The sequence below is a fragment of the Pseudomonas sp. UTLPPB19802 genome, from assembly GCF_059730225.1.
This window is the reverse complement of record NZ_AP048545.1, coordinates 4,319,126-4,342,741: the sequence shown is the minus strand read 5'-3', so window position 1 is coordinate 4,342,741 and position 23,616 is coordinate 4,319,126. Positions and strand designations below refer to the sequence as shown.

20 protein-coding genes are annotated in these 23,616 nt (G+C 63.6%); 6 read left to right on the top strand and 14 right to left on the bottom strand.

What is annotated here, in order from left to right:
* Positions 1-120 precede the first annotated feature (120 nt).
* The 3 genes from AC6I6U_RS19245 to AC6I6U_RS19235 are packed head-to-tail and all read left to right on the top strand — an operon-like array spanning position 121 to position 5,686.
* The gene (locus tag AC6I6U_RS19245; RefSeq protein WP_497877610.1) at positions 121-1,548 is read left to right on the top strand and encodes an efflux transporter outer membrane subunit; all 1,428 of its coding nucleotides are present in this window, start codon (positions 121-123) and stop codon (positions 1,546-1,548) included.
* The gene (locus tag AC6I6U_RS19240; RefSeq protein ID WP_497877609.1) at positions 1,545-2,648 is read left to right on the top strand and encodes an efflux RND transporter periplasmic adaptor subunit; all 1,104 of its coding nucleotides are present in this window, start codon (positions 1,545-1,547) and stop codon (positions 2,646-2,648) included. The genes AC6I6U_RS19245 and AC6I6U_RS19240 overlap by 4 nt, the downstream gene beginning before the upstream one ends.
* On the top strand, positions 2,645-5,686 hold the full coding sequence (locus AC6I6U_RS19235; protein ID WP_497877608.1) for an efflux RND transporter permease subunit: 3,042 nt from the start codon (positions 2,645-2,647) through the stop codon (positions 5,684-5,686). The genes AC6I6U_RS19240 and AC6I6U_RS19235 overlap by 4 nt, the downstream gene beginning before the upstream one ends.
* 44 nt (positions 5,687-5,730) lie before the next feature.
* Here AC6I6U_RS19235 and AC6I6U_RS19230 read toward each other — a convergent pair whose 3' ends face one another.
* Complete coding sequence (locus AC6I6U_RS19230; protein ID WP_497877607.1) at positions 5,731-6,546, bottom strand: helix-turn-helix transcriptional regulator; 816 nt, start codon at positions 6,544-6,546, stop codon at positions 5,731-5,733.
* A gap of 448 nt (positions 6,547-6,994) precedes the next feature.
* Here AC6I6U_RS19230 and AC6I6U_RS19225 point away from each other — a divergent pair, with 448 nt between their 5' ends.
* Positions 6,995-7,594, top strand: a complete 600-nt coding sequence (locus AC6I6U_RS19225) for a LysE family translocator (protein WP_497877606.1) — start codon at positions 6,995-6,997, stop codon at positions 7,592-7,594.
* Between the two features lie 246 nt (positions 7,595-7,840).
* On the opposite strand, the gene AC6I6U_RS19220 is transcribed toward AC6I6U_RS19225, so the two are convergent.
* From AC6I6U_RS19220 to AC6I6U_RS19190, 7 genes are all read right to left on the bottom strand, one after another.
* Entirely contained in the window at positions 7,841-9,076 is a 1,236-nt protein-coding gene (locus AC6I6U_RS19220) for a Zn-dependent hydrolase (protein WP_497877605.1), read from the bottom strand.
* A complete protein-coding gene (locus tag AC6I6U_RS19215) occupies positions 9,073-9,564 on the bottom strand; it encodes an L-2-amino-thiazoline-4-carboxylic acid hydrolase (protein WP_497877604.1) in 492 nt (163 codons plus the stop codon). Before AC6I6U_RS19215 ends, AC6I6U_RS19220 begins: the two co-directional genes overlap by 4 nt.
* Positions 9,565-9,635: 71 nt before the next feature.
* On the bottom strand, positions 9,636-10,787 hold the full coding sequence (locus AC6I6U_RS19210) for a branched-chain amino acid ABC transporter substrate-binding protein (protein WP_497877603.1): 1,152 nt from the start codon (positions 10,785-10,787) through the stop codon (positions 9,636-9,638).
* Positions 10,788-10,864: 77 nt separating this feature from the next.
* Entirely contained in the window at positions 10,865-11,581 is a 717-nt protein-coding gene (locus AC6I6U_RS19205; RefSeq protein ID WP_497877602.1) for an ABC transporter ATP-binding protein, read from the bottom strand.
* Positions 11,574-12,347 (bottom strand): ABC transporter ATP-binding protein, encoded by a 774-nt coding sequence (locus AC6I6U_RS19200; protein WP_497877601.1) that lies wholly within the window; start codon positions 12,345-12,347, stop codon positions 11,574-11,576. Before AC6I6U_RS19200 ends, AC6I6U_RS19205 begins: the two co-directional genes overlap by 8 nt.
* The gene (locus tag AC6I6U_RS19195; protein ID WP_497877600.1) at positions 12,344-13,444 is read right to left on the bottom strand and encodes a branched-chain amino acid ABC transporter permease; all 1,101 of its coding nucleotides are present in this window, start codon (positions 13,442-13,444) and stop codon (positions 12,344-12,346) included. Before AC6I6U_RS19195 ends, AC6I6U_RS19200 begins: the two co-directional genes overlap by 4 nt.
* Positions 13,441-14,391 carry a branched-chain amino acid ABC transporter permease gene (locus AC6I6U_RS19190; RefSeq protein ID WP_497877599.1) on the bottom strand — a complete coding sequence of 317 codons (951 nt, stop codon included), beginning with the start codon at positions 14,389-14,391 and terminating at the stop codon, positions 13,441-13,443. The genes AC6I6U_RS19195 and AC6I6U_RS19190 overlap by 4 nt, the downstream gene beginning before the upstream one ends.
* A gap of 194 nt (positions 14,392-14,585) precedes the next feature.
* Between AC6I6U_RS19190 and AC6I6U_RS19185 the strand changes: the two genes are divergently transcribed.
* Positions 14,586-15,491 carry a LysR substrate-binding domain-containing protein gene (locus AC6I6U_RS19185; protein ID WP_497877598.1) on the top strand — a complete coding sequence of 302 codons (906 nt, stop codon included), beginning with the start codon at positions 14,586-14,588 and terminating at the stop codon, positions 15,489-15,491.
* Here AC6I6U_RS19185 and AC6I6U_RS19180 read toward each other — a convergent pair whose 3' ends face one another.
* The 3 genes from AC6I6U_RS19180 to AC6I6U_RS19170 all read right to left on the bottom strand — a co-directional run bounded on the left by AC6I6U_RS19180 (position 15,492) and on the right by AC6I6U_RS19170 (position 18,451).
* Positions 15,492-16,277 carry a helix-turn-helix transcriptional regulator gene (locus tag AC6I6U_RS19180; RefSeq protein WP_497877597.1) on the bottom strand — a complete coding sequence of 262 codons (786 nt, stop codon included), beginning with the start codon at positions 16,275-16,277 and terminating at the stop codon, positions 15,492-15,494.
* 88 nt (positions 16,278-16,365) lie between these two features.
* Positions 16,366-17,592 (bottom strand): ethanolamine utilization protein EutH, encoded by a 1,227-nt coding sequence (eutH, locus tag AC6I6U_RS19175; RefSeq protein WP_497877596.1) that lies wholly within the window; start codon positions 17,590-17,592, stop codon positions 16,366-16,368.
* A gap of 94 nt (positions 17,593-17,686) precedes the next feature.
* Entirely contained in the window at positions 17,687-18,451 is a 765-nt protein-coding gene (locus tag AC6I6U_RS19170; RefSeq protein WP_497877595.1) for an SDR family NAD(P)-dependent oxidoreductase, read from the bottom strand.
* A 248-nt stretch (positions 18,452-18,699) separates the two neighbouring features.
* On the opposite strand from AC6I6U_RS19170, the gene AC6I6U_RS19165 reads away from it, so the two are divergent.
* Positions 18,700-21,240 carry a sensor domain-containing protein gene (locus AC6I6U_RS19165; RefSeq protein ID WP_497877594.1) on the top strand — a complete coding sequence of 847 codons (2,541 nt, stop codon included), beginning with the start codon at positions 18,700-18,702 and terminating at the stop codon, positions 21,238-21,240.
* Positions 21,241-21,465: 225 nt separating this feature from the next.
* Here the strand turns inward: AC6I6U_RS19165 and AC6I6U_RS19160 are convergent, their stop codons facing one another.
* The 3 genes from AC6I6U_RS19160 to AC6I6U_RS19150 form a co-directional block, all read right to left on the bottom strand.
* Positions 21,466-21,675: a hypothetical protein gene (locus AC6I6U_RS19160; protein ID WP_497877593.1), complete on the bottom strand. Its 210-nt coding sequence runs from the start codon at positions 21,673-21,675 to the stop codon at positions 21,466-21,468.
* Positions 21,676-21,733: 58 nt separating this feature from the next.
* On the bottom strand, positions 21,734-22,549 hold the full coding sequence (locus AC6I6U_RS19155) for an alpha/beta fold hydrolase (protein ID WP_497877592.1): 816 nt from the start codon (positions 22,547-22,549) through the stop codon (positions 21,734-21,736).
* 89 nt (positions 22,550-22,638) lie between these two features.
* On the bottom strand, positions 22,639-23,538 hold the full coding sequence (locus AC6I6U_RS19150; RefSeq protein WP_497877591.1) for a LysR family transcriptional regulator: 900 nt from the start codon (positions 23,536-23,538) through the stop codon (positions 22,639-22,641).
* Between the last annotated feature and the right edge of the window lie 78 nt (positions 23,539-23,616).

Sequence of the window (23,616 nt, the reverse complement as noted above, 5' to 3'; positions counted from 1 at the left end):
TTCAATACAGTCCACGAAAGCGCATGAGGCATGGCGAGCGGCGGTTCCCATGTCCATTCCCGTCTTGACCTGATGTTCCATTTCCCTTGGCACCTGTGCTCGGGAGTCTGCGAGAGCGTTATGCCTATCGCCAAACCTGCTGCCCGTTTCCTGCTGCCGATGCTCTGCGCGACGCTGCTGGGTGGCTGCACGCTGGGCCCCGACTACCACCCACCGGAGATGAAGGTGGCGAGCCGCTGGCATGCGCCGCTACCCCATGGTGCTTCGGTGGTGGGGCTGGATGACTGGTGGCAGCAGTTCAACGACCCGGCGTTGGCGACCCTGCTGCGCCTGGCCGAGGCCGACAGTCCGTCCCTGGACCAGGCCCTGGCGCGCATCGCCCAGGCCCGGGCGACCCTGGACGGCAGCCTGGCCGATGGCCGACCGCAACTGGGCGGCGGATTGAGCAAGGCGCGAGCGGGTGTCAGCCAACAGGGCCTGAACCAGGTCGGGACCACTTCCGGGGCGACCCTCGATTCGACCTGGGAGCTGGACCTGTTCGGCAAACTGCGCCGCACTGATGAAGCTTCACGCCATCTGCTGCAGGCCCGGGTCGATGACTGGCATGACGCCAGGGTTTCCCTGGCGGCGGAGGTCGGCGATGACTTCGTGCAATACCGTGGCTGCCAGCTGTTGGTCAATGCCTACCGCGACCAGGCGCAGTCCCAGGAGCAGACTGCGCGCCTGACCCGCTTGTCGCACCAGGCCGGCTTCACCTCGGCCGCCGATGCCGCGCTTGCCGATGCCAGCGCCGCCGCCAGTGTCGCCACCCTGACCAACCAGCAAAGCGCCTGCGATGTATTGCTCAAGAGCCTGGTGGCCCTGGCCGGCAGCAGTGAGGAACAGGTACGCGAGGTGCTTGGCGATCAGCCGGCGCGCCTGCCGGAGCCGGCGTTGCTGGCTGTGCGGGAGATACCCGCCAATCTGTTGCGCCAGCGTCCCGACCTGGCCGCCAGCGAACGCGAACTGGCAGCTGCCAATGCCCAGATCGGTGCCGCCCAGGCCGACCGCCTGCCGAGTCTCGGCCTGGTGGGGTCCCTTGCAGTCGGTACCACCACCGGCCAGTACAGCCGGACCTGGAGCCTCGGTCCGCAGCTCAGTGTGCCGCTGTTCGATGGCGGCAAGCGGCGGGCGGCGGTGGACTCGGCCAGGGCTGGCTACGACTCGGCCCTGGCGACCTATCGGCAAACCCTGCGCACGGCGGTGATGGAAGTCGAGCAATCGTTGGTGCGCCTGGACGCTGCGCGGCGTTCGGAGGCTGATGCCCAGCGCGCCACGCAGGGTTACGAGGCGTACTTCCAGGCCATCGACCAGAACTGGCAGGCCGGTAACGCCAGCCTGCTGGACCGTGAGCTGGCCCGCCGCTCGGCGTTGTCGGCACAGATCGAGCTGATCACCCTGCAACAGAACCAGGTGCGCTACTGGATCGCCTTGTACAAGGCGCTCGGCGGAGGCTGGCAAGACCATGACGGGCTGGCGAGTGAAGGGCCGACACGAGGTGGCGCATGAGGCTGACGGTGGGTCAAGGCCTGCTGGCGGTTGCCGTGCTGGCGTTCTCGGGGTGGCTGGTGTTCGGCCGCGCCACACCGGCACCGGCGGCCACACCGGCGCCGGCCACCAGCCTGAGCGTCGAGGCGGTCCAGCCGCGCCGCGAAGACTGGCCGCAAGTGCTGGTGGCCAGCGGTGCGCTGGCGCCCTGGCAGGAAGTGCTGATCAGTGCCGAGACCGGCAGTTTGCGTATCGCCAGCCTGAACGCCGATATCGGTGACCGGGTGAAAAAGGGCCAAGTACTGGCCACCCTGGCCGACGCCAGCGTGCAGGCCGATGAAAACAAGCAGAAGGCCGCGGTTGCCCAGGCTGCCGCACAGTTGCAGGAGGCGCGCTCCAACGAGCGGCGTGCAGCGGTGGTCGGGCAGAGTGGCGCCTTGTCTGAACAGCAACTGGAAGAATATCGGGTCAAGGTGCAGACCGCCGCGGCCAACCTGGCCTCGGCCAATGCCGATCTGCGCAGCACGCGTATCCGGCTCGCGCAGACCCGCATCGTCGCGGTGGACGATGGCATCATTTCCGCGCGCAAGGCGTTGCTTGGGGATGTGGTCTCTGCCGGCAGCGAGATGTTCCGGATGATCCGCGAGGGCCGTGTCGAATGGCAGGCGGAACTCGATGCGCGACAACTGCCGCAGGTGCGGGTCGGGCAGTCCGCCGACGTGGAACTGCCGGATGGGACCCGCGTGCAGGGGCGGGTACGCCTGGTGTCGCCGGTGCTGGACAACAAGACCAGCCGCGCGTTGGTCTACGTGTCCTTGCCCGAAGGGCCCGCAGTGCGGGCGGGCATGTATGCCAGCGGCCACATCGAACTGGCGGGCCGCGTGGCATTGACCGTGCCGGATACCGCCGTGGTCCTGCGCGATGGCCGCTCCTATGTGTTCGTGCTGGGCCAGGACCTGCACGTCAGCCAGCAGGGGGTGGAAGTCGGGCGGCGACGCGGGCAGTCCGTGGAAATTCTCGCCGGCCTGGCGCAGCACACGCGGATCGTGCGCAGTGGCGGCGCCTTTCTCAGCGACGGGGCCAGCGTGACCCTGGTCCCCACCGAGGGCGACGGGCGATGAACATCTCCGCGCTGTCGATTCGTTATCCGGTACCGGCGGTCATGTTGTTCGTGCTGCTGACCCTGTTTGGCGTGTTCGGCCTGGATCGCCTCGGCATTCAGGATTTTCCGGACACCGACCTGCCCACGGTGGTCATCAGCGCCTCGCTCGAAGGGGCAGCGCCCGAGCAGTTGGAAACCGAAGTGGCGCGCAAGCTCGAAGACAAGCTCACGTCGCTGCGCCTTCTGCAACATGTGACCACGCTGATTACCGAGGGTAGTGTCAGCATCGACGTCACCTTTGCCATCGACAAGGACGGCAACGAAGCCCTCAATGAAGTGCGCAATGCGGTGGACAGCGCCAGGGCCGAATTGCCGGCCAGCCTCGATACGCCGTCGGTGTCGCGCCTGACCACCAATACCTCGGCGTTGCTGACCTATGTCGTCGATGCCCCACGGATGAACGAAGAGGCCTTGTCGTGGTTTATCGACAATGAATTGAGCAAGCAACTCCTGGCGGTACGGGGCGTCGCCAAGGTCGTGCGGGTCGGCGGGGTGGACCGGGAGATCCAGGTCGATCTCGATCCGGCCATGATGGCGGGGTTGGGGCTTGGTGTCACGGAGGTGGCCGCCGGCCTGCGGGCGATGCAGAAAGACAACTCCGGTGGCCAGGGCGATGTCGGTAGCGGCCAGCAGGCCTTGCGCGTCCTGGCGGCGATAGACGACCCGGCCAGGCTCGGTGGCATTCGCATTCCCACCGCCGACGGCCGCATGCTGCCCCTGCAGCAACTGGCCTCCGTGCGCGACACCCATGCCGAGCGCAGCACCCGGGCCTATCGCGACGGCAAGCCGGTCATCGGCTTCCAGGTGATCCGCTCCCTGGGTTTCTCCGACGTCGGGGTGACGGCGGATGTGCGCCAGGCGATCAGCGAATTCGACGGACAACACGCGGATATCCGCGTCGACGAGGCGAGCAACAGCGTCGAGCCGGTGCTGGAAAACTATCACGGCTCCATGATGCTGCTGTATGAGGGGATGTTGCTCGCGGTGTTGGTGGTCGGCTGGTTCCTGCGTGACTGGCGGGCAACGATCGTTGTGGCGACAGCGCTGCCGTTGTCGATCATCCCGACATTCGGCGTGATGTACTTTGCCGGCTTCACCCTCAACACCATTTCCCTGCTGGCCCTGGCCCTGGTGATCGGCATCCTGGTGGACGATGCCATCGTCGAGGTCGAGAACATTGCCCGCCACCTGCGCCAGGGCAAGAGCCCGCGCCAGGCAGCGATCGAGGCTTCCGACGAAATCGGGCTGGCGGTGATCGCGACTACCGTGACCCTGGTGGCGGTGTTCTTGCCCACCGCATTCATGGGCGGGATTTCCGGCAAGCTGTTCCGGCAATTCGGCGTGACCGCCAGCGCGGCCCTGCTGTTTTCCCTGCTGGTGGCCCGCATGCTGACGCCGATGATGGCGGCCTACGTGCTCAAGGCCAGGCCCCATGTGGAACAGGACAGTGGCTTGATGACCCGCTATGTCGGCTGGGTCCGTGCCAGCCTGGGCCGGCGCAAGACCACCATGGCCCTGGTCGGTGTGTTGCTGATCGCTTCCCTGGCATTGATCCCGCTGTTGCCTACCAGTTTCCTGCCTGCCCAGGACAACGCGCGCAGCACCATCAGCCTGGAGCTTGTGCCCGGCAGCAGCCTGGCCCAGACCGCCGCCGTGGCGCTGGAGGCCGATACCCGGTTGCGTACGGTCCCCGAGGTGGCGCACGTGTTCGCGGTGGTGGGCAGTGGCGATATTTCCGGGGGCGGCAATCGCAAGGCCGTCCTGACTGTCGACCTGTTGCCACGCGACGAGCGCGCGCTCAAGCAGTCCGAGGTCGAGGCGAAACTGCGCGAGGTGCTGCGCAGCTTGCCTGGGGTACGGGTCAATGTCGGCGGCGATCGCAGCGGGGAACGCCTGGATATCGTGCTTGCCAGTGACGACGGCGACCTGCTGGAGCGGACCGCCAGTGCCCTCGAACCGCAGTTGCGCCAGCTCAAGGGGATCGGCAACGTGACCTCGAGTACGGCGGTGCAGCGACCGGAGATCCAGATGCGCCCGGATTTCGTTCGCGCGGCGGAACTGGGGATCAGCAGCCAGGACATTGCCGACACCCTGCGCATGGCCACCTATGGCGAATATTCCTCATCCCTGGGCAAGGTCAACCTGTCCCAGCGACAGGTCGATGTGCGGGTACGCATGCAGCCGCAGGTACGCACCGACCTGGAGCGTATTGGCCAGTTGCGGGTCAAGGGCCACGACGGCCAGGTCGCACTGGCGTCCCTGGGCGAGATCGGCATGGGCAGCGGACCGGCGCAGATCGACCGCTTGGACCGCCTGCGCAATATCACCCTGTCGATCGAACTCAATGGGCGCAATGTCGGCGAGGTGATGGATGAAGCCCGACAGCTGCCGGCCCTGCAGCACCTGCCGGGGCAGGTGAAGCTGGTGGAGCAGGGCGAACTGCAACTGATGAGCGAACTGTTCGGCAACTTCAGCCTGGCCATGGCCGTCGGGGTGTTCTGTATCTACTCGGTGTTGGTGCTGCTTTTTCATGATTTCATGCAGCCGTTCACCATCCTCTCGGCGTTGCCCTTGTCGCTGGGTGGTGCCTTGTTGGCACTCCTGGCCGGCGGCATGAGTTTTTCCATGGCGTCGGTCATCGGTTTGCTGATGCTGATGGGGATCGTGACCAAGAATTCGATCCTCCTGGTGGAGTACGCAATCATGGCCCGCCGCGACCAGGCCATGCGTCGCCATGACGCCTTGATCGATGCCTGTCACAAGCGTGCCCAGCCGATCCTGATGACCACGATTGCCATGGGCGCCGGGATGTTGCCGACGGCATTGGGATGGGGCGGGGAGTCGAGCTTTCGCCAGCCGATGGCCGTGGTGGTGATTGGGGGGCTGCTCGCTTCGACGGTACTGAGCCTGCTGGTGGTGCCGGTGATTTTCACTTACGTCGACGATGGGCTCGAAGGGTTCAAGCGGCTTTTTGGTGCACCTCGACAGCCGGAATGAATCGCTATCGAGGTGTTATCGCACACTGGGGCAATGCAATGGATTCAGAGAGCATTTTGCAGCGTGGTGGTGCCGTCCTGGGAAGCCTTGGCGTCGGCCGAATGCATCCAGCGGATCAGCGAACGGCGACCGCCGATGCCCATCTTGATGGAGGCCCGCTTGAGATAGCTTTCCACGGTATGGACCCGCAGTGCCAAGTGTTCGGCCACCTCCGAAGCCGTGCGCCCGGCGAGCAGGCCGACGCAGACTTCGGTTTCCCGGGAAGACAGGTTCAAGCCGAACATTTCCAGGCGCGCGATAAAGCGCTGGCGCAAGGCGTCCATTCCGCCGCTATCGAATTCCTGGCTCGGCGGAAAGTCTTCCTGGCGGGTCGGTGCCGGCAAAAGGGCCTCGATATGTTCGCCGATCATCGGCAACAGCAGGCAGGAAAACTCCTGGACGGACGCACACTCCTTGGGGGAAAAGCCTTGCGATGGGTGGGTACGGTAGAGGGACAGGGCATAGCACCGACTCTTTGTACGACAGATCAGGTGCAGGTGATTGGGGCAGGTGTTCGAGGGCGATGTTCGTTGGCAGCAGGTCAGTTCGGTTCGCTGTGCCGGCCAGGTGGCGTCGTCTGGCCAGGTGGCCTGCTTGACGGAGGTGGCATTCATCAGCGTATCGGTGCAGATCGGACTGATACCCACGCCACCGATGCTCGAGGTGGTCGGCGGGTGAGGATCGAGGAGCAGTTCGGTGATGTGTGTGGCATCGACGGGCAATTGTGCAGCGATCAGGTCATGCAGCATGCGTGGAAAATGACGGTTGCCGGTGTTGGCAATCACCTTGCCGACGGAGGGAAAAAGTCTTTGCAGGTTCATCGGGTCTCCACTTTGATGCTGGGCGCGAGTAAGTCATCGCTCAACAAGATGTACGAGTTTGAGAAGCAACTCATCATAAATGCGTCGCGAGTCGCAGGGGGTGTTTATTTCCAGTGAGCCCGTATAGGAGTGGCAACTGTACTTGAAGTTCAAGTGTGTGCCGAAGGCAAACTGCCATCTAATTGCAGGGGTTAGAGTACCGGTAACGTGATTGATTCGCGGATTTTCGCCGCCTGTAATGATTGGGCAGGGAGAACTTGCGGATTTGTGATGGCGATCACGCGTTGATTTCGGGTTTCCAGCATGAATGCTGACCATTCATCAAATTGAAATGAAGGCAAGGGTGTGCTCGCTTTTAATGGGCGATGCAGGGAAGAGCGGGTTTTCCAAGTTGGAAAACAGGTCGAGCGGGAACTAAATCCATTCTGGAATGTTTAGGGAGCGTGTCATGTATTATGTTGCAGTTGCGATGCTGACGGTGTTGCTGGTGCCGGGTCCAACGAATTCGTTGTTGTTGCAGTCCGGGATCAGTCGCGGGCTGGGGGCTTATTCGCTGAAGTTGATTTTCGCCGAGTGGACGGCCTACCTGATCCAGATAACGGCATGGGGCCTGTTCATCGATGCCTTGACGCAGAACTACGCCTGGGTCGTGGTGCTGACCAAGAGCCTGGCAGTGATCTTCCTGTTCTATATTTCCTTGAAGTTATGGTTTTCGGTGCAGGTCGACGCGTCTGGCAAGCCGTCTGCCATCTCTGTTTCTGCCATGTTCCTGGCAACCCTGACCAACCCGAAAGGATTGTTTTTCGCCTCGTTCGTGGCCCCGGCCGGAACCTTTCTACACATCGAAAGTTACCTTGCATTCATGGGTGTCTTTTCCTTGGTGATTCTTCCTGTGGGTCTTGTCTGGGTGAGTTTGGGCGCGTTTTTCGATCGCAATCTCTCCTCGTTCATATCGGGCAGCAGGGTCAACAAGTTTGTCTCCTTGGTTATCGGGCTATTTGCCAGTATGGCGTTGTACAATTTGGCCGCGAAAACCATTCTGGCTTGATCGTTTACTTGCCTGGCGTTGAACAATAAAGAGCAGTGCGATAGCTGGGCCAGCCTGATGTACAGGAATTCAATTTTCCTGGAGAACGGCGACAATAACGCCTTCTGGCGTTCTTTAATGGCCTTGACCGGAACAGGTTGGATTGAATGATGCGATTGGAGTAAGCGGGCATGCCCGATAAACAGGCATGTCCTCTTCCGTCATGAGCGAGGGCACCCTGTCAGGTGTGATGCCGGCTGGCGTGTTTCAACGATCGCTCTTGTCCAGCATCGCCAGCAGCAACACATTGGCCCCTGCTTCTGCCCAGTGCGGATGAATATGCTCGGCCTCGTTATGGCTCAAGCCATCGACGCAGGGAACGAAGATCATCGATGTCGGTGCCACACGATTGAGGTAGCAGGCATCGTGGCCGGCGCCCGAGACCATGTCCTTGTGGCTGTACCCGAGTTGCCCGGTGGCGCGCCTCACGCTGTCGATGCAGCCGGCATCGAAGTTGATCGGGGCGTAGTCGAAGATCTGTTCGACGTTCCAGCGCAAGCCCATGCTTTCGGCGATGCGCTGCACCTGCTGGCGGAACTCGCGGTCGAGCCCGACCAGCGCTTCCTCGCGCGGATGACGGAACTCGACACTGAAGAACACCCGGCCCGGCACCACGTTGCGCGAGTTGGGAAACACCTTGACCAGGCCGATGGTCGCGCGGCCCTCGTCCCCTTGGGCCAGGCCCAGGGCATTCACCGCCTCGGCGACCCGCGCCAGGCCAAGCAGGGCATCCAGGCGCAGGTCCATCGGCGTGGTGCCGGCGTGGGCGCTGCGGCCGAACAGTTCGACCTCGTACCAGCGCTGGCCCTGGGCGCCGGTGACGACGCCAATCGTGAGGTCCTCGGCTTCAAGAATCGGGCCCTGCTCGATATGCAGTTCGAACGCGGCATGGATCGCCCGACCGCCCATGGGCTCGGGTCCGGCGTAGCCGATGGTTTCCAGGGCCTGGCCAATGGTGATGCCCTCGGCGTCGGTGCGCGACAGGCCGTACTCAAGGTCGAAGACCCCGGCATAGACCCCGGAGGCGATCATCGCCGGGGCGAAGCGCGAACCTTCCTCGTTGGTCCAGTTGATCACTTCGAGCGGGCGCTCGGTCTCGATGCCCAGGTCGTTGAGGGTGCGGATCACCTCAAGCCCGGCCAGCACGCCGTAGATGCCGTCGAACTTGCCACCTGCCGGCTGCGAGTCACCGTGGGAACCGGTGATCACTGGTGCCAGGCTGTCGTCGCGACCGGCGCGGCGGGCGAAAATGTTGCCCATGGCGTCGACGCGGATGCTGCAGCCGGCGTCGCGTGCCCACTGCACGAACAGGTCGCGGCCAAGGCGGTCTTCCTCGGTCAGCGCCAGGCGGGAGACACCGCCGTTCTCGGTAGCGCCGATCCGGGCCATGGCCATCAGCGAGTCCCACAGGCGCTCGCCGTTGATGCGCAGTGGCTGGCTCATGCGTCACCTTCCCCTGGCTTGACCTGATAGCGGAAGTCGCAATGGGAGGCGCCGCCCATGATGGTCTGGGTACGCTTGAGTTCGACCCGCGGGTCGTAGCCGACGATGAACAGCTCGTCGCGGTTGCACGACAGCAGGTGGCCGATCTCGCCCAGGCCCATCTCGTGGTACATCTCGGCGTAGCGGCAACGGTGCACGTCGTAGTCGAAGTGGGTGGCATCGGTGGCGATCACGTCGACCTTCAAGGCGTCGTCCTTCTCCCAGAGCTCCTGCAGCTCGATGAAGCCCTGCAGGTCCGGACCATTGGGCTCGCGGGCGGCGAATTGCCGTCCGGCCTCGACTGCTGCCTGGGACACGGCCTCGCCGATGACCGCGGCGGCCTTGTCCTTGCCGTAGTCGCGCACCAGGATTTCGTAGATGGGCTTGATGATCTCGGCTTCGATACGCCGTCGGGCGAGGATGCCCAGTTCTCCGTCATGTTGACTCATAGTGTGTGCCTCCATCAGCTCCACGGACCGTGCGGACGGTGGCGATACGGGGATCGCCACCGCCGACCGGGTTATTGTTGGCCGCCGGCTACGCTGACCGGCTGCCAGGCATTGGCCTTGACCTGGTAAACGGTAAAGGTCGGGTTCTTCAGGTTGCCTTCGGCGTCGAAGGCGATCGGGCCAGTGACGCCTTGGTACTGGCTGGCCTTGAGCACCGGCAGGTACTTGGCCGGGTCGGTGGAATCGGCCTTCTCGATGGCGGCGATCAGCACGCCGACGCCGTCATAGGCGAACGGTGCATGCAGCTCGATGTGGGTCTTGTAGCGCTGCTCGTAGGTCTGCTCGAACGCCTTGCCGCCGGGCATCTGCGCCACGGCCAGGCCGGGCTCGAGGGCAATGACGCCTTCGCCTTCCTTCTGCGCCAGTTCCAGAAAGGTCTGGCTGACGAAGCCGCCGGCGCCCATCAGCGTGGCCTTGATCCCCAGTTGCTTGATGCGCCGGGCCAGGGGCGCCGCCTGGGCGTCGACGCCGCCGAAGAAGATCAGGTCGGGGTTCTTGCTGCGCACCGTGGTCAACACGGCGCTGAAGTCGACGGTCTTGTCGTCGACATATTCGCGGGAAACCACGCTGCCACCATTGGTTTCGATGGATTTGACGAACTGGTCGGCCAGGCCCTGGCCGAACGCGGTGCGGTCGTCGATCACGGCAATGCGCTTGGCCTTGAGGGTTTGCAGGGCATAGCGCCCGGCGACCTGGCCACCATCATCGTCATGGCCCATGACTCGGAAACTGGTGTCGAAGCCCTGTTGGGTGTAGGCGTGCCCGGTGGCCACCGGTGCCACTTGGGCGATGCCGGCGTCGTGGTAGACCCGTGCAGCCGGGATGCTGGTGCCGGTGTTCCAGTGACCGACCACACCCACCACGCCGGCATCCACCAGGCGCTGGGCGACAGTGACGGCGGTGCGTGGGTCGGACTGGTCGTCTTCCGAGACCAGCTTGTAGGTCACCGCTTCGCCATGGATCTTCGGGTGGCGGGCGTTGGCCGCGTCGATGGCCAGTTGCGCGCCATTCTCCAGATCCTTGCCGATCCGCGCGGAGGGGCCGGTGAGCGGGCCGGCCAGGCCGATGAGAACCTGCTGGTCGGCCTGGGCGACGGCGGTGGCCAGGCTGCTGACGGCGATACCGATCAGCGCGGCACGCTTGATGAGGTCAGTGATGTGCATGTGTGTGTCCTGTTGCAGAGTGCGACCTGGCAGGTCGCGGGTTTGATTGGCTCCGGAGGCCCGGTGGCGGTTCGGGTTCATTCGCCGAGGTAGGCGGCACGCACGTGCGGGTCGTCCCGCAGGTCCATCGAGGCGCCACTCAGGCTGATCCGGCCGCTGTCCATGACATAGGCGCGCTGGCAGACCTGCAGGGCGAGGCGGGCGTTCTGCTCGACCAGCAGCAGGGTGATGCCGCTGTCGCAGACTTGGTCGATCACCTCGAAAATCTTCTCGACCATGATCGGGGCGAGGCCCATTGAAGGCTCATCCAGCACCAATAGGCGTGGACGCGACATCAGCGCACGGGCCAGAGCCAGCATCTGCTGTTCGCCACCGGACAACAGCCCGGCCGGCTGCCGCGCGCGGCGACGCAGATGGGGAAACTGTTCCAGCCAGTGTTCGATCTCGTGTTCGACCTGCTCCGTGTCGGTGCGCCAGAAGGCGCCGGTCTGCAGGTTTTCCAGCACGCTCATGCGGGCGAAGACGCCGCGACCTTCCGGCACCATGGCAATGCCCTGGCGCAGCAATTGGTGGGCGGCGCGGCCGGCAATCGACTGGCCGGCAAGGCGGATCTCGCCGGCGCTGGCCGGCAGCAGCCCGGTCAGGGCCTTGAGGGTCGAGGTCTTGCCGGCGCCGTTGGCACCGATCAGCGTGACCCGCTCACCTTCATTGATGTGCAGGTCGAGCGATTTCACCGCAGCAATGGCACCGTAGTGCACGCTCAGGCCCTGGATTTGCAAAAGGGCTTCAGACATGGGCGCTGGCTCCAAGGTAGGCCTGGATCACCGCCGGATCGCGGCGCACGGTTTCGGCATTGCCACGGGCGATGACGTGCCCATGGTCGAGAACCGTCAACTGGTCGCAGATGCCCATGACCAGCTTGACGTCGTGTTCGATCAGCAACACGGTGCGGCGGTCGGCACGGATCTTTTCCAACAGTTCGCGCAGCTGCTGTTTTTCGCTGAGGTTCATGCCGGCCGCTGGCTCGTCGAGGGCCAGCAGGCGCGGCTCGGTGGCGAGGGCCCGGGCGATTTCCAGGCGGCGCTGATGGCCGTAGGAGAGGCTGTCGGCGCGGTAGTCGGCGTACTGGCCGATACCGACGTAATCGAGTAACTGGCGGGCCTGCTCACGGGTTTGGCGCTCCTCCTCGCGGCCGCGGCGATGGCCGCTCAGCGCTGCCCAGACGCCGTTGCGGGTGCGAATGTGCCGTCCGACCATGACGTTCTCCAGCGCGCTCATCGCATTGAACAGGCGGATGTTCTGGAAGGTGCGGGCAATCCCGGCCTGGGCCACCTTGTGTACCGACGATGGCCGGTAGGCCTGGCCGTCGAGGCGGAATTGCCCGGAATCAGCGTGGTACAGGCCGGTCATCACGTTGAAGAATGTGGTCTTGCCAGCGCCATTGGGGCCGATCAGGCCATGGATGTGGCCGGTCTCGATACTCAGGCTGACATCGGCCAGCGCCGCGACGCCACCAAAGTGCTTGTTCACGCCGGTGATTTCCAGCAGCGCCGTGCTCATCGCGCACCTCCGTTACGGGCGGGCCAGAGGCCGTTGGGTCGATAGAGCATGGCGAGAATCAATGCCAGGCCGTAGAACAGTTGGCGTACCACTTCCGGGTCCAGCAGCACCTGGCCGAACAGTGCCTGCTGCAGGTTGCCCATGCTTGCCCGCAGCACTTCCGGCAGTGCGGCCAGTAGTACGCAACCGAGTATCACCCCCGGAATGTGGCCCATGCCACCGAGTACCACCATCGCCAGCACGGCAATCGATTCGTTGAGACTGAAGGACTCTGGCGAAACGAAACCCTGGAACGAGGCGAACAGCGCACCGCTGACACCACCGAAGGCCGCACCGATGGCGAACGCCAGCAGCTTCAGGTTGCGGGTGTTGAGGCCCATGGCCTCGGCCGCCTGTTCGTCCTCGCGGATTGCCAGCCAGCCACGGCCGATACGCGAATGTTGCAGGCGAATGCAGATAAACAGGATCGCCACCATCACCGCCGCGAACAGGTAATAGTAGAGGTATACCGACGGCAGGCGCAGGCCGAACAGCTCCTGGGTACGGGCGAAGTTCACACCCCACAGGTGCAACGGGTCGACCGAGGAAATGCCCTTGGGGCCATTGGTCAGGTTGATCGGGCGGTCGAGGTTGCGCATGAAGATGCGGATGATCTCGCCAAAGCCCAGGGTGACGATCGCCAGGTAGTCGCCGCGCAGGCGCAGGGTCGGCGCGCCAAGCAGGATGCCCAGGCCGGCGGCCAGTAGCGCGGCCAGTGGCAGGATCAGCCACAGCGGCGCATGCATACCGCCGGGTAGCGCTGCGGCGAGGGCCGGAAGCTGGTTGAGCAGGTGCGGTGACGAGAGCAGGGCGGCCAGGTAGGCGCCGACCGCATAGAAGGCGATGAAGCCCATGTCCAGTAGCCCGGCATAACCGACGACGATATTCAGGCCCAGCGCGAGCATGATGTACAGCAGGGCGAAGTCCAGGGTGCGGACCCAGGCGTTGCCACCGGCCTGGCCAACCAGCCAGGGCGCGAGCAACAGCGCGGCGGCGAACAGCAGCAGGCCGAGTTTCGCCCGTGGAGCGGTGTTGTTGAGGATCGATTCGACAGTCATGCGCGGCTCGCCAGTCGTTCGCCGAGAAGGCCGGTAGGGCGCAGCACCAGCACGGCGATCAGTACCATGAAGGCGAACACGTCCTGGTAGTTGCTGCCGAACACACCGCCGGTGGCGTCACCGAGATAGCCGGTGCCCAGGGCTTCGATCAGGCCGAGCAGGATGCCACCGAGCATCGCGCCCTTGAGATTGCCGATACCGCCGAGTACCGCCGCGGTGAAGGCCTTGATGCCCGGCAGGAAGCCCATATAGAAGTGCGCACTGCCGTAGTTGCTCGCCATCATGATGCCGGCCAGTGCCGCCAGGGCACCGCCGATGGCGAAGGTCAGCACGATCACCTGGTTCGGGTTGATACCCATCAGGCTGGCAACCTGCGGATTCTCCGCCACCGCACGCATCGCACGACCCAGGCGGGTATGGTTGACCAGCAGGAGCAACGCCGCCATCAGCGCCAGGGCAATGCCGATGGTGGCGAGTGCGGTGACGTTGGTGATGGCCGGGGGATGGAGATCGTCGCCGGCGGTGACCTCGATCGGGTCCAGGGGCAGCAGTTGCACGAACATCTGCGGATTGCGCGACCAGATCAACATCGCCACAGTCTGCAACAGCAGGGACACGCCGATGCCACTGATCAGCGGTGCCAGGCGCGGGGCGTTACGCAACCGTCGATAGGCGATGCGCTCGATCAGCATCGCCAGCGCGGCACAGGCCGCCATCGCACCGAGGGTGGCGAGCAACAGCACCAGCAGGCCGGGCAGGGCGGGAAACAGCGACTGCAGCAGGCGAATCAGCGACAGGCCGATCAGTGCGCCCATCATCAACAGGTCGCCATGGGCGAAGTTGATGATGCGCAGTATCCCGTAGACCATGGTGTAGCCGAGCGCGACCAGGGCATACAGGCTGCCGAGCATCAGGCCGTTGAGCAGTTGTTGTATCAGGGTATCCATTGCAGCGAAAAAGCCTCTTGCGCTAAAACGACCGCAAACGCACAAGGCCCGGGTCAAGAAGAGGCGCACAGTAGTGCTACATTCTATTTTTATCAAATATCTGAAAATACTATGCTTATAACAAAATGAATAACCCATAAATATCGCTAAAAATGGCTATTTCCAGCGATTTATTTTTAGAATATTATCAATACATGAAAAATATAGAACAGTTGGAAAGCGATCCGCCCCTTCGCGCAGTGCGCACCTTCGAAGCCTTCGCCCGCCACGGGGGTGTCAACGCCGCCGCCCGCGAACTGGATATTTCGGCGTCTGCCATCAGTCACCAGTTGCGCCTGCTGGAGGAGTTCCTGCAGCAGCCGCTGACCTTCCGGCAGGGCCGCAACCTGATCCTGACCGAGGAGGGCCGCGAGTATTACCGGGCGATCCGCTCGGCCTTCGCGGTGTTGCGCAGCGCCACCGATCACGTGCGGGAAAAGTCGGCGCTGCGCCAGGTCACCATCAGCCTGATTCCGTTGTTCGGCATCAACCTGTTCATTCCACGCCTGCCCGAGTTCCTCGAGGAGAACCCCGGGCTGGACATCAACGTCACCTACGCCAACCACCGCAGCTATCCGAGCGACGCGGCGGACATCTCGATCCGCTTCGGCACCGGCCACTGGCCGGGCTACCACAGCGAGCCACTGCTCTCCGGCGCTGTCGCCGCCTTTTGCAGTCGTGAGTTCCTGCAGCGCCACGGCCCGATCGACACGCCCGAGGCCCTAAGCGAATTGCCGTTGCTGCACGACGAGGAACGCGGCACCTGGGCGCAATGGTTGCAGCAGGCCGGCGTGCGCCGCTCAAGCGCGCTGAGCGGATTGCTGTTCGAGGATGGGCAACTGGCGTTGACGGCAACCCTGACCGGCCTCGGTTGCGCTTTGCTGCGCGAGCCCCTGGTGATGCCCTATGTCGCCAGCGGTGAACTGGTGCGACTGTTCGACAGCACGGTCGACGATGGTCGCGGTTATTACCTGTGCCGGCGGGCCGACAGCGAGCTGTCTCGCGAAGGCCTCAACCTGTACAGCTGGATCAAGCGCAGCCTGATCGGTAGCCAGGGCTGATCAACCCAGACTGGGCTCTGCTGTCAGGAAGTCGATGAACAGGCGAAACAGCTCGGCATGGGTCGAGATGTTCAGGCGCTGGTAGAGGTTGTGCCGGTGAACCTTCACCGTGCCCTCGGAAATGCCCAGGTTGGCGGCGATCGAGCCGCTGCTGTGGCCCTGCAGGATCAGCCGGGCGATGACCGCCTGGGTTTCCGTGAGCTGGCGCTGCAGCAGCGCGATGAAGGTGTCTTCCTCGCGACCGGACGGGGCGAGGGCGCTGCTGTCGAGACGCAGGTGCAGTTCGAACAGCGCCGCCAGCGTATCGGCCAGCGGCGCCAGGCGCTCGAATTGCTCATTGCTGAAACCGCCACTGCCGAGGCTGCGCATCAGCGAAAACACCACCGCTGCCTGGTCGTCCAGGTAAGCGATATAGCCGACTTCCTCGATGTCCACGCCATGGTCGCTGGCCACGCAGGGATGGATATCCGGCGAAATGGCAAAGCCCGAGGCGAAGAAACTGTCCGGCGCCAGTTCGCTCATGCGCCAGAGCCCGGCGGGATGCCGGTTCATCGCCGCGACATAGAACGGATCGAGCAGGTAGCCACCGCGCTGGTAGGCTTCCAGGGTGCTGCGCGCGACCCTGGCGCCGTAACCGTTGTGCAGCAGTACCGCATGGGCGTTGGGGCGAAACAGATAGGCGCAACTCATGTCGTAGCCGGTCAGGGCCTCGAAGGCCATGTCCAGCGCAGGGCCGAAACCGGCACTGCCCACGGCGCGCAAGACGGAGGGGGAGGTCAGGGGCATGGCGATTCTCGAAGCGGGGAAGGCGCAGGCACTTTAGCAGCAAAGTTTTCGCGACTGGAGGGGCCCCAGGACCCCTCCGTCCACTCACTCAGGACAAGCGCAGCCCGGCTTCACCGGCCTGTTCGACCTCACGCTCCATTTCCAGTGCCCGTGGCACCGCCAGCCAATAGGCCAGGCCCATGCCGAGCAGGCCGCCGAGCAGCTTGCCGACGATCAGGCAGGGAATAATGGTCGGCTGGAAGTTCGCCGAATAGGCCAGGTGGTCGCCAAAGGTAAAGGCGGCGCAGACCGCGAAGGCGATCACCAGCACCTTGTCCTTGGGTGGCATCGACGACACCAGGCGGAACATCGCCAGGATATTCGCCGAAGCCGCGAGCATTCCGGCCGCGCCGTTGGCCGACAGCCCCACTCGCGAGGCAAGCTTCTCGATCGGTCGCGACAGGTAGCGCTTGATCAGGTAGACCATCGGGAATGCGCCGCAGAGCATGATCCCGACGTAGCCGGCGATCTCCAGTGCGCGGAACTGGTCTTCCTTGTCGGCGATGATCGGTGCGAAGCCCCAACTGCCGAACACATGGGTGAAGGCCCCGGTGAAGTATTCGACGATCGACGCCACCAGGACCAGCGTCACCGCCCCGTACATCAGTTGGCCGGTGCGCAGGAACAGCGTCACCATCAAGCCTGGCAAGTAACGCAGGGCCGCCGCCAGGGCCGCGCAGAACAGGATCAGCGGCATCAGGTTGCGTACCAGCCCGGCCACCGTGTAGTGCAGCACCTGGGTGGCAGCCCCCGCAGTGGCGATGTCCGGACGTACCCCGAGGCCCAGGCCGTCGATCAGCAGGGCGATGAACAGGATGCTCACCGGGATGCTCAGCAGACCGGCCATGATACCCAGGGCCATGTACTTGTGGTCGGCCTTGTCGAGCATCGCCAGCCCCACGGGGATCACGAAGATGATCGTCGAACCGGACTGGAAGCCGGTGATCAACCCGAGAATCCAGCCTTCGGGGCTGGCCGACAGGGCCTGGGCCAATTGGTAGCCACCCAGGTCGCTGGCGATGAAGATCGGCCCGGCGATGCCGGCGTCGGCACCCATGGCCAGGAACAGCGGGCTGATGACCTCGCGGATGAAGGTGGAGATGAACGGGATGGAGGCCATGATGCCGGCCACCGGGATGAAGATCGGGCCGATGCTGTGGATGCCGGCATTGAACTCGCCGGCCAGCTCGGATTCGGAGCGGAAGATGGCGGCCAGTGCACCGATGACGGCGCAGACCATGATGACGTAGATAACGTAGGTTCCGATGTGTTCCATGACTGCCTCGGCTATTGGAGGTTGTTGTTGGGCAGTGAATAAAGGGTATGGCGCGGTGCGGGCTTTGGTTTGTTATTGGAGCCCCAGTGCGTTGCTACAGGGCGGTGTAGCCGTTGTCGACGAACAGGTGCGTGCCGTTGACGAAGCTCGAATCGTCGCTGGCCAGGAACAGGGCGGCCTGGGCGACTTCCTTCGGTTCGCACAGGCGGCCCTGCATGGCGCGGATGTCGCTTTCGCCGACTGCGACACCGAAGCCGCCGAGCATCTCGATCTCGCGCTGGCCGTGAGCCGTGGCGATGAAGCCTGGGCAAATGGCATTGCTGCGAATGTTGCGGTCGCGGTACTCCACCGCCAGTGCGCGGGCGAACATGTGGCAGGCACCCTTGGTGGTGCAATACAGCACCTCCATTGGCGTACCGGCCACCGCCGAGATCGACGAGGTGCAGACAATGCTGCCGCCACCGGCCTCAAGCATGCCGGGCAGCACCGCCTGGGTGACCAGGAACATGCCCTTGACGTTGATGCCCATCAACCGGTCCCACTGGGCCTCCGTGGTGTCCAGGAACGGCCCGGCGGCGATGGTGCCGGCGTGGTTCATCAGTACCGTGATCGGCCCGAAGGACGCCTGGCCCTCGGCAACCGCGCGCTTGACCTGTTCGGCGTTCGATACGTCGGCGGCGACGAAGCGGGCCTGTCCGCCGCGTTCATTGATCTGGCCGGCGACACGCTCGCCATCGCTGGAGGGCAGGTCGAGGATGATCACCTTCGCACCTTCGGCGGCGAACAATTCGCTCGCGGCCAACCCGCAACCGCCAGCACCGCCTGTGATCAGTGCCACCTTGCCGTTCAATCGACCCATGTGGGAACTCCTGTGTCTGGATGGGATTCGATCGTCAAGCTATGGGCTGGGCGGCAGGGCGTCCATATACCACTGGATATACGCCTGGGCATGAACACGCTGGCCGGGCCTTGCCAGGCTGAAATTTTGCGGGGGTCGTTCGTAAGGTTTATATCGCTTCCGCAAGTTGGGCGGCATAATGCCATTGCCTGGGTTCAACGGAGGCGGAGCCCATTCACCATCACCCGCTTTATTTGAGGTTTGCAAGTATGCAGTTCAATGACGATTCAGATGCCATGTACCGCCTGCTCATCCAGAGCGTGGTCGACTATGCCATCTACCTGCTCACTCCCGAGGGCATCGTCTCGAACTGGAATCCTGGTGCTCAGCGGGCCAAGGGTTATACCGCCGACGAAATCGTCGGCCAGCACTTCTCGGTGTTCTACAGTGAGGAGGAACGTGAGCGCGACCAGCCGGCGCAGAACCTGGAGACCGCCCGCCAGACCGGCCGTTTCGAGGACGAAGGCTGGCGGCTGAAGAAGGACGGCAGCGCCTTCTGGGCCCACGTGATCATCGATGCCGTTCGCGATGCCGACGGCCGGCTGCTGGGTTTTGCCAAGATCACCCGCGACTGCACCGAGCAGCAGAAGCTGATGCTGGCCCAACAGGAGCAGGAGCGTCGATTCCGCTTGCTCGTGCAGGGCGTCAGTGACTATGCGATCTACATGCTCGACCTCGATGGGCATGTGGTCAACTGGAACGCCGGGGCCGAACGCGCCAAGGGCTACCGGGAAGAGGAAATCGTCGGCCAGCATTTTTCGGTGTTCTACACCCCCGAGGATCAGGCCGCCGGGCTTCCCGCACAGGGGCTGGAAACCGCCCGTAGCGAAGGTCGCTTCCATGCCGAAGGTATTCGCCAGCGCAAGGACGGTTCGAGCTTCTGGACCAGCGTGGTCATCGATGCGATCCATGACGACGACGGGCAGATGATCGGCTTTGCCAAGATCACCAAGGACATCACCGAAAAACGCGAGAATGAGCTGCAACTGATGGAGGCCAAGGTGCTGGCCGAGCAGTACAGCGTCGAAATGGCCTCGCTGTCGCGCTTTCTCGATTCGGTCATTTCCAATATTCCCGCCAGCGTCATCGTCAAGGATGTCCGGAGCAACAAGGTGCTGCTGGCCAACCAGCAGGCCGAGGCGCTGTTCGTGCCCAATGGCGGCAGCATGGTCGGCAAGCTCCTCTGTGACTGCCTGCCGGCCGAGTCGGCGGCCTACATCGAGCAGCAGATGAACCAGGAGCTGCGACTCGGCCAGGTCCGGACCGTCGAGACCCTGGTCCATACCACCCGCGGCCACAAGACCCTGAGAAGCCGCACGGTGCTCAACCAGGACCCCGGCAACGCCTCCGAATACGTGTTGTTCGTCGCCGAGGACGTCACGGTCGAACTGGCCGCCAACGCCAAGATCCATCACATGGCGCATCATGATGCGCTCACTGGCCTACCGAACCGCGTGCTGTTCCACGAGCGACTGAAGAACGCGCTGCAGGAGGCCGAGGGCAGTGGCAAGATCACCGCGACCTTGTGCCTTGACCTGGATGACTTCAAGAACATCAATGACGCCCTTGGCCACGGCTTCGGCGACAAGCTGCTGCGTGTGCTCAGCGCTCGCCTGCGCGCCGAACTGCGCGAACACGACACCCTGGCCCGACTGGGGGGCGACGAATTTGCGGTGATCCTGCCGGAGCTGGAAACCCCCGAGGCCGCCGAGCTGACCGCGCAACGGCTGATCCAGGCGATTCGCCCGCCATTCCTGATCGATGGCCATAGCTGCTCGGTCGGTGTCAGCATCGGTATTGCCCTGTCGCCGGAAGACCACGACAACCCCGAACAACTGATGGGCTATGCCGACATGGCCCTGTACGAAGCCAAGCGCAACGGCCGCAACCGCTTCGAACGCTTCAAGCCCCAACTGGACGAAGCGGCGCGCTACCGCCGGACCATGGAAACCGACTTGCGCACCGCGCTGCACTTTGGCCACCTGCAACTGCACTACCAGCCGATCGTCACCCAGTGTGGCGAGGAGATCTCCGGCTACGAGGCGTTGCTGCGCTGGCGGCACCCGAGCAAGGGTACGATCATGCCCAGCGACTTCATTCCCATGGCGGAAGAAACCGGCCTGATCCACGAGGTCGGCAATCGCGCACTGAACCTGGCCTGCCAGGAGGCCGCCAGTTGGGGGACCGGGCAGACCGTTTCGGTGAACCTGTCGCCGATCCAGTTCAAGAACCCCGGCCTGGTGGACTCGGTAGCGCTGGCGCTGGCGGACGCCGGCCTGGATCCGTCACGCCTGGAGCTGGAGATCACCGAGTCGGTGCTGCTGGACAACACCGACGAGAACGTCAACATGCTCCGGGCGCTCAAGGCGCTGGGCGTGGCCATTTCGCTGGATGACTTCGGTACCGGTTACTCGTCCCTTGGCTACCTGCGCTCGTTCCCGTTCGACCGGATCAAGATCGACATGTCGTTCGTGCGGGAGATGGCGCACAGCAAGGAAGCCCTGGCGATCATCCGGGCGATCACCGGCATGAGCAACAGCCTGCTGATCAAGACCACGGCGGAAGGGGTGGAAACGGCCGAGCAGATGGAGCAGTTGATCTCCGAGGGCTGCTCGCACTTCCAGGGCTACTACTTCGGGCGGCCGATGCCGGCGGACATGCGGCTGGACAATGCCCGGCAGAAGGACGAGCTGTTACCGGCAGCTCCCCAGCTCAAGGCGCTGGAGAAGCTGCCGGATAGCCAGGATTGAGAGGGGGTGCCTAACCGACATGTGCTCCCTGGCGCAATGCCAGGTAGTAGCACGAGCCGGGACCATTTTCGGAAGTGGCCGAGAATGGGGCCTGCCAGTTCGATGACTGGTATTGCGAAACCATGCTGACGCGGCTGCAAGGGCCGATTCCGCTGCGTTTGGTGAGCTGAGCTGCGGCACGGGGCGGATCGGCTGCAGTACAGCCGGATCCACCTAGTGCGGGATTTAGACGACTTCGTCGATCAACGAAGTTTTCTCAGGGGTCGTTGTGACCGGGGGATTGACTGGCGGCTTGAGCAGATCCCTGAGTTTTTGCGCGGCTTCTTTCTGTTCATCGGTCAGCGGCGGTGGCGGTGTGCTGGACGGCGGGAGGTTGATCGGCGACTGGGTGCCGCCACTGGTCAACGGCGGGAAAGGGCGATTGCTTATTTCCATGTCACTGCTTCCGTGAGTGAGGGTTGAATCCAGGTTAACGGCCACTTTCCGCAGAGCTTTAGGGTTGGATGCGATTTTGTAGCGCCTTGATGTGTTGCCACATCAGCACGGGGTTGGAGTACATCGGAAAGTGCCCGCACGCGGGGATGCACGCCAGGTCCACGCCTTGCGCGGCGATGTGCTCCAGGTAGGACAGGTGCGAGTTGGTAATGCCGTACTGGTACTGGCGCGGAAACGGCAGCGCCAGGAATTTTTCCATCAGGTCGCCATGGTCGGACAGCTCGACCATCGACTCGAAAATACCTCGCACTGCGCCGGCACGCACCTTGTGGGCCAGGCTGGCGGCGTACAGCGCGCTGGCCGGGTCTGGCGCCAGGCGGGTGCGCTCGATGAAGTCCCGGAAGAACCGCGCATCGTCGTCACGCGGGTGGTCGTGGATCTGCCGGCTGAGGAAGCAGTCCTCCGGAGCGATGTTGCCCTCGATGTCGACAAAGCTCAGCACCCGTCCGGGGGCGGCGTGGGCCAGCAGCAGGCCGGTGAGGCCACCCATGGAATGGCCGACAAGGTGGAACCGGTCGATGCCGAAGTGGGCGAGTACCGCCTGGGCGGTCTTCACCAGGAAGGGAATGGTGATGCGGGAAAGATCGGCACAGTCGGTTTCGCCGCAGCCCGGTGCATCGTAGGCAATGAACGGATGGCCATCGAACGCCGCTTGCAGGGTGATGTCGGCATAGTCCTCCTTGGTCGAGCCGAAGCCGTGCAGGAACAGGATCGGCGCTTTCGGACCGGCGCGGTGGATCACTGCCAGGTCGAGTGACACGCCGTCGATGTTCAACGGCAGTTTCTCGTGGATGAAGCGGGCTGGGTGGGGCACGTTGGGGACTCCTTCTACGGAAAGGCCAATGTCCATTCCAGACGGTGATTTGTAAAATACGAAACCCTGAAGCCTGTCATATGCCGAACCTATGGCAGGGTAGGCTCCCTGACCTGGTCGATCATGGCTGCGACCAGCGGGTTATTGTGTTCCCCATGCCAGGCCATGGCTGTAGTCACTACCTTCACTTCCGGATGCAACGGGCGGATCACCACGTTCTCCGGGACCAGCTTGCCGGTCGAAGCGGGCACCAGCGCAATGCCCTGGCCGCAACTGACGAACGCCACCTGGGACGCCACCGAGCGCACCTGGTGGAGGATCCGTGGCGGGAAACCACTGGCCTTGCACAGGCCCACCAGATAATCGAAGTACACCGGGCTGACGTCGCGCGAAGCCATCACCAGTGCTTCGTCGGCCAACGAATTCAGTGCGACGGTTTCGCTCGCGGCCAAGGCGTGATCGGCGGGCAGCGCAACGGCCAGGCGATCCTCGGAAAGCGGCAACGACTGAACATGGCGGCCCAGGCTGCCTTCCAGCCGTGCGAAAGCCAGGTCGATGTCGCCCGCTTCCAGCGCCGGTATCGCCTCGACGCTATCGATCTCCCTGACCGACACCGTGATCAGCGGATGCGCCTGCTTGAAGCGCTCGATCAGCGGTGGCAGCACATCGATCATCGCCGGGGTGATCGCGCCGATGGTCAGTACACCGGCGTGGCCGGCGACCGCTTCATGCACTGCCAACTCCAGCCGTTCCAACTGCTCGGCGAACTTGCGCACTGCCGGCAGGATCGCCGCACCGGCGGCGGTGAGTTGCGCACCACGCCGCGAGCGGGTGAACAACTGCACCCGCAGGGACTGCTCCAGGGCCTGGATCTGCTCGGTCAACGGCGGTTGAGACATGCCCAGGCGCTTGGCCGCGCGGCTGAAGTTCTGGTCTTCGGCCACGGCCAGGAACAGCCAGAGGTGGCGAATCAGGCGAAAGTTGATCACTGGCAATTATCCATAGGTTTGGAGTATGACAAGCTTAGCTTCTTAGTAATATACGTATGAAAACAGCTTGCCGATACT

What these genes read in the sequence shown, in the direction of transcription:
- AC6I6U_RS19170 (WP_497877595.1), bottom strand. Translation starts at nt 18,451, where the DNA reads ATGGGTCGATTGAACGGCAAGGTGGCACTGATCACAGGCGGTGCTGGC.
- AC6I6U_RS19225 (WP_497877606.1), top strand. Translation starts at nt 6,995, where the DNA reads ATGTATTATGTTGCAGTTGCGATGCTGACGGTGTTGCTGGTGCCGGGT.
- AC6I6U_RS19215 (WP_497877604.1), bottom strand. Translation starts at nt 9,564, where the DNA reads ATGAGTCAACATGACGGAGAACTGGGCATCCTCGCCCGACGGCGTATC.
- AC6I6U_RS19220 (WP_497877605.1), bottom strand. Translation starts at nt 9,076, where the DNA reads ATGAGCCAGCCACTGCGCATCAACGGCGAGCGCCTGTGGGACTCGCTG.
- AC6I6U_RS19210 (WP_497877603.1), bottom strand. Translation starts at nt 10,787, where the DNA reads ATGCACATCACTGACCTCATCAAGCGTGCCGCGCTGATCGGTATCGCC.
- AC6I6U_RS19235 (WP_497877608.1), top strand. Translation starts at nt 2,645, where the DNA reads ATGAACATCTCCGCGCTGTCGATTCGTTATCCGGTACCGGCGGTCATG.
- AC6I6U_RS19160 (WP_497877593.1), bottom strand. Translation starts at nt 21,675, where the DNA reads ATGGAAATAAGCAATCGCCCTTTCCCGCCGTTGACCAGTGGCGGCACC.
- AC6I6U_RS19190 (WP_497877599.1), bottom strand. Translation starts at nt 14,391, where the DNA reads ATGGATACCCTGATACAACAACTGCTCAACGGCCTGATGCTCGGCAGC.
- eutH (WP_497877596.1), bottom strand. Translation starts at nt 17,592, where the DNA reads ATGGAACACATCGGAACCTACGTTATCTACGTCATCATGGTCTGCGCC.
- AC6I6U_RS19200 (WP_497877601.1), bottom strand. Translation starts at nt 12,347, where the DNA reads ATGAGCACGGCGCTGCTGGAAATCACCGGCGTGAACAAGCACTTTGGT.
- AC6I6U_RS19195 (WP_497877600.1), bottom strand. Translation starts at nt 13,444, where the DNA reads ATGACTGTCGAATCGATCCTCAACAACACCGCTCCACGGGCGAAACTC.
- AC6I6U_RS19240 (WP_497877609.1), top strand. Translation starts at nt 1,545, where the DNA reads ATGAGGCTGACGGTGGGTCAAGGCCTGCTGGCGGTTGCCGTGCTGGCG.
- AC6I6U_RS19245 (WP_497877610.1), top strand. Translation starts at nt 121, where the DNA reads ATGCCTATCGCCAAACCTGCTGCCCGTTTCCTGCTGCCGATGCTCTGC.
- AC6I6U_RS19185 (WP_497877598.1), top strand. Translation starts at nt 14,586, where the DNA reads ATGAAAAATATAGAACAGTTGGAAAGCGATCCGCCCCTTCGCGCAGTG.
- AC6I6U_RS19205 (WP_497877602.1), bottom strand. Translation starts at nt 11,581, where the DNA reads ATGTCTGAAGCCCTTTTGCAAATCCAGGGCCTGAGCGTGCACTACGGT.
- AC6I6U_RS19180 (WP_497877597.1), bottom strand. Translation starts at nt 16,277, where the DNA reads ATGCCCCTGACCTCCCCCTCCGTCTTGCGCGCCGTGGGCAGTGCCGGT.
- AC6I6U_RS19230 (WP_497877607.1), bottom strand. Translation starts at nt 6,546, where the DNA reads ATGAACCTGCAAAGACTTTTTCCCTCCGTCGGCAAGGTGATTGCCAAC.
- AC6I6U_RS19165 (WP_497877594.1), top strand. Translation starts at nt 18,700, where the DNA reads ATGCAGTTCAATGACGATTCAGATGCCATGTACCGCCTGCTCATCCAG.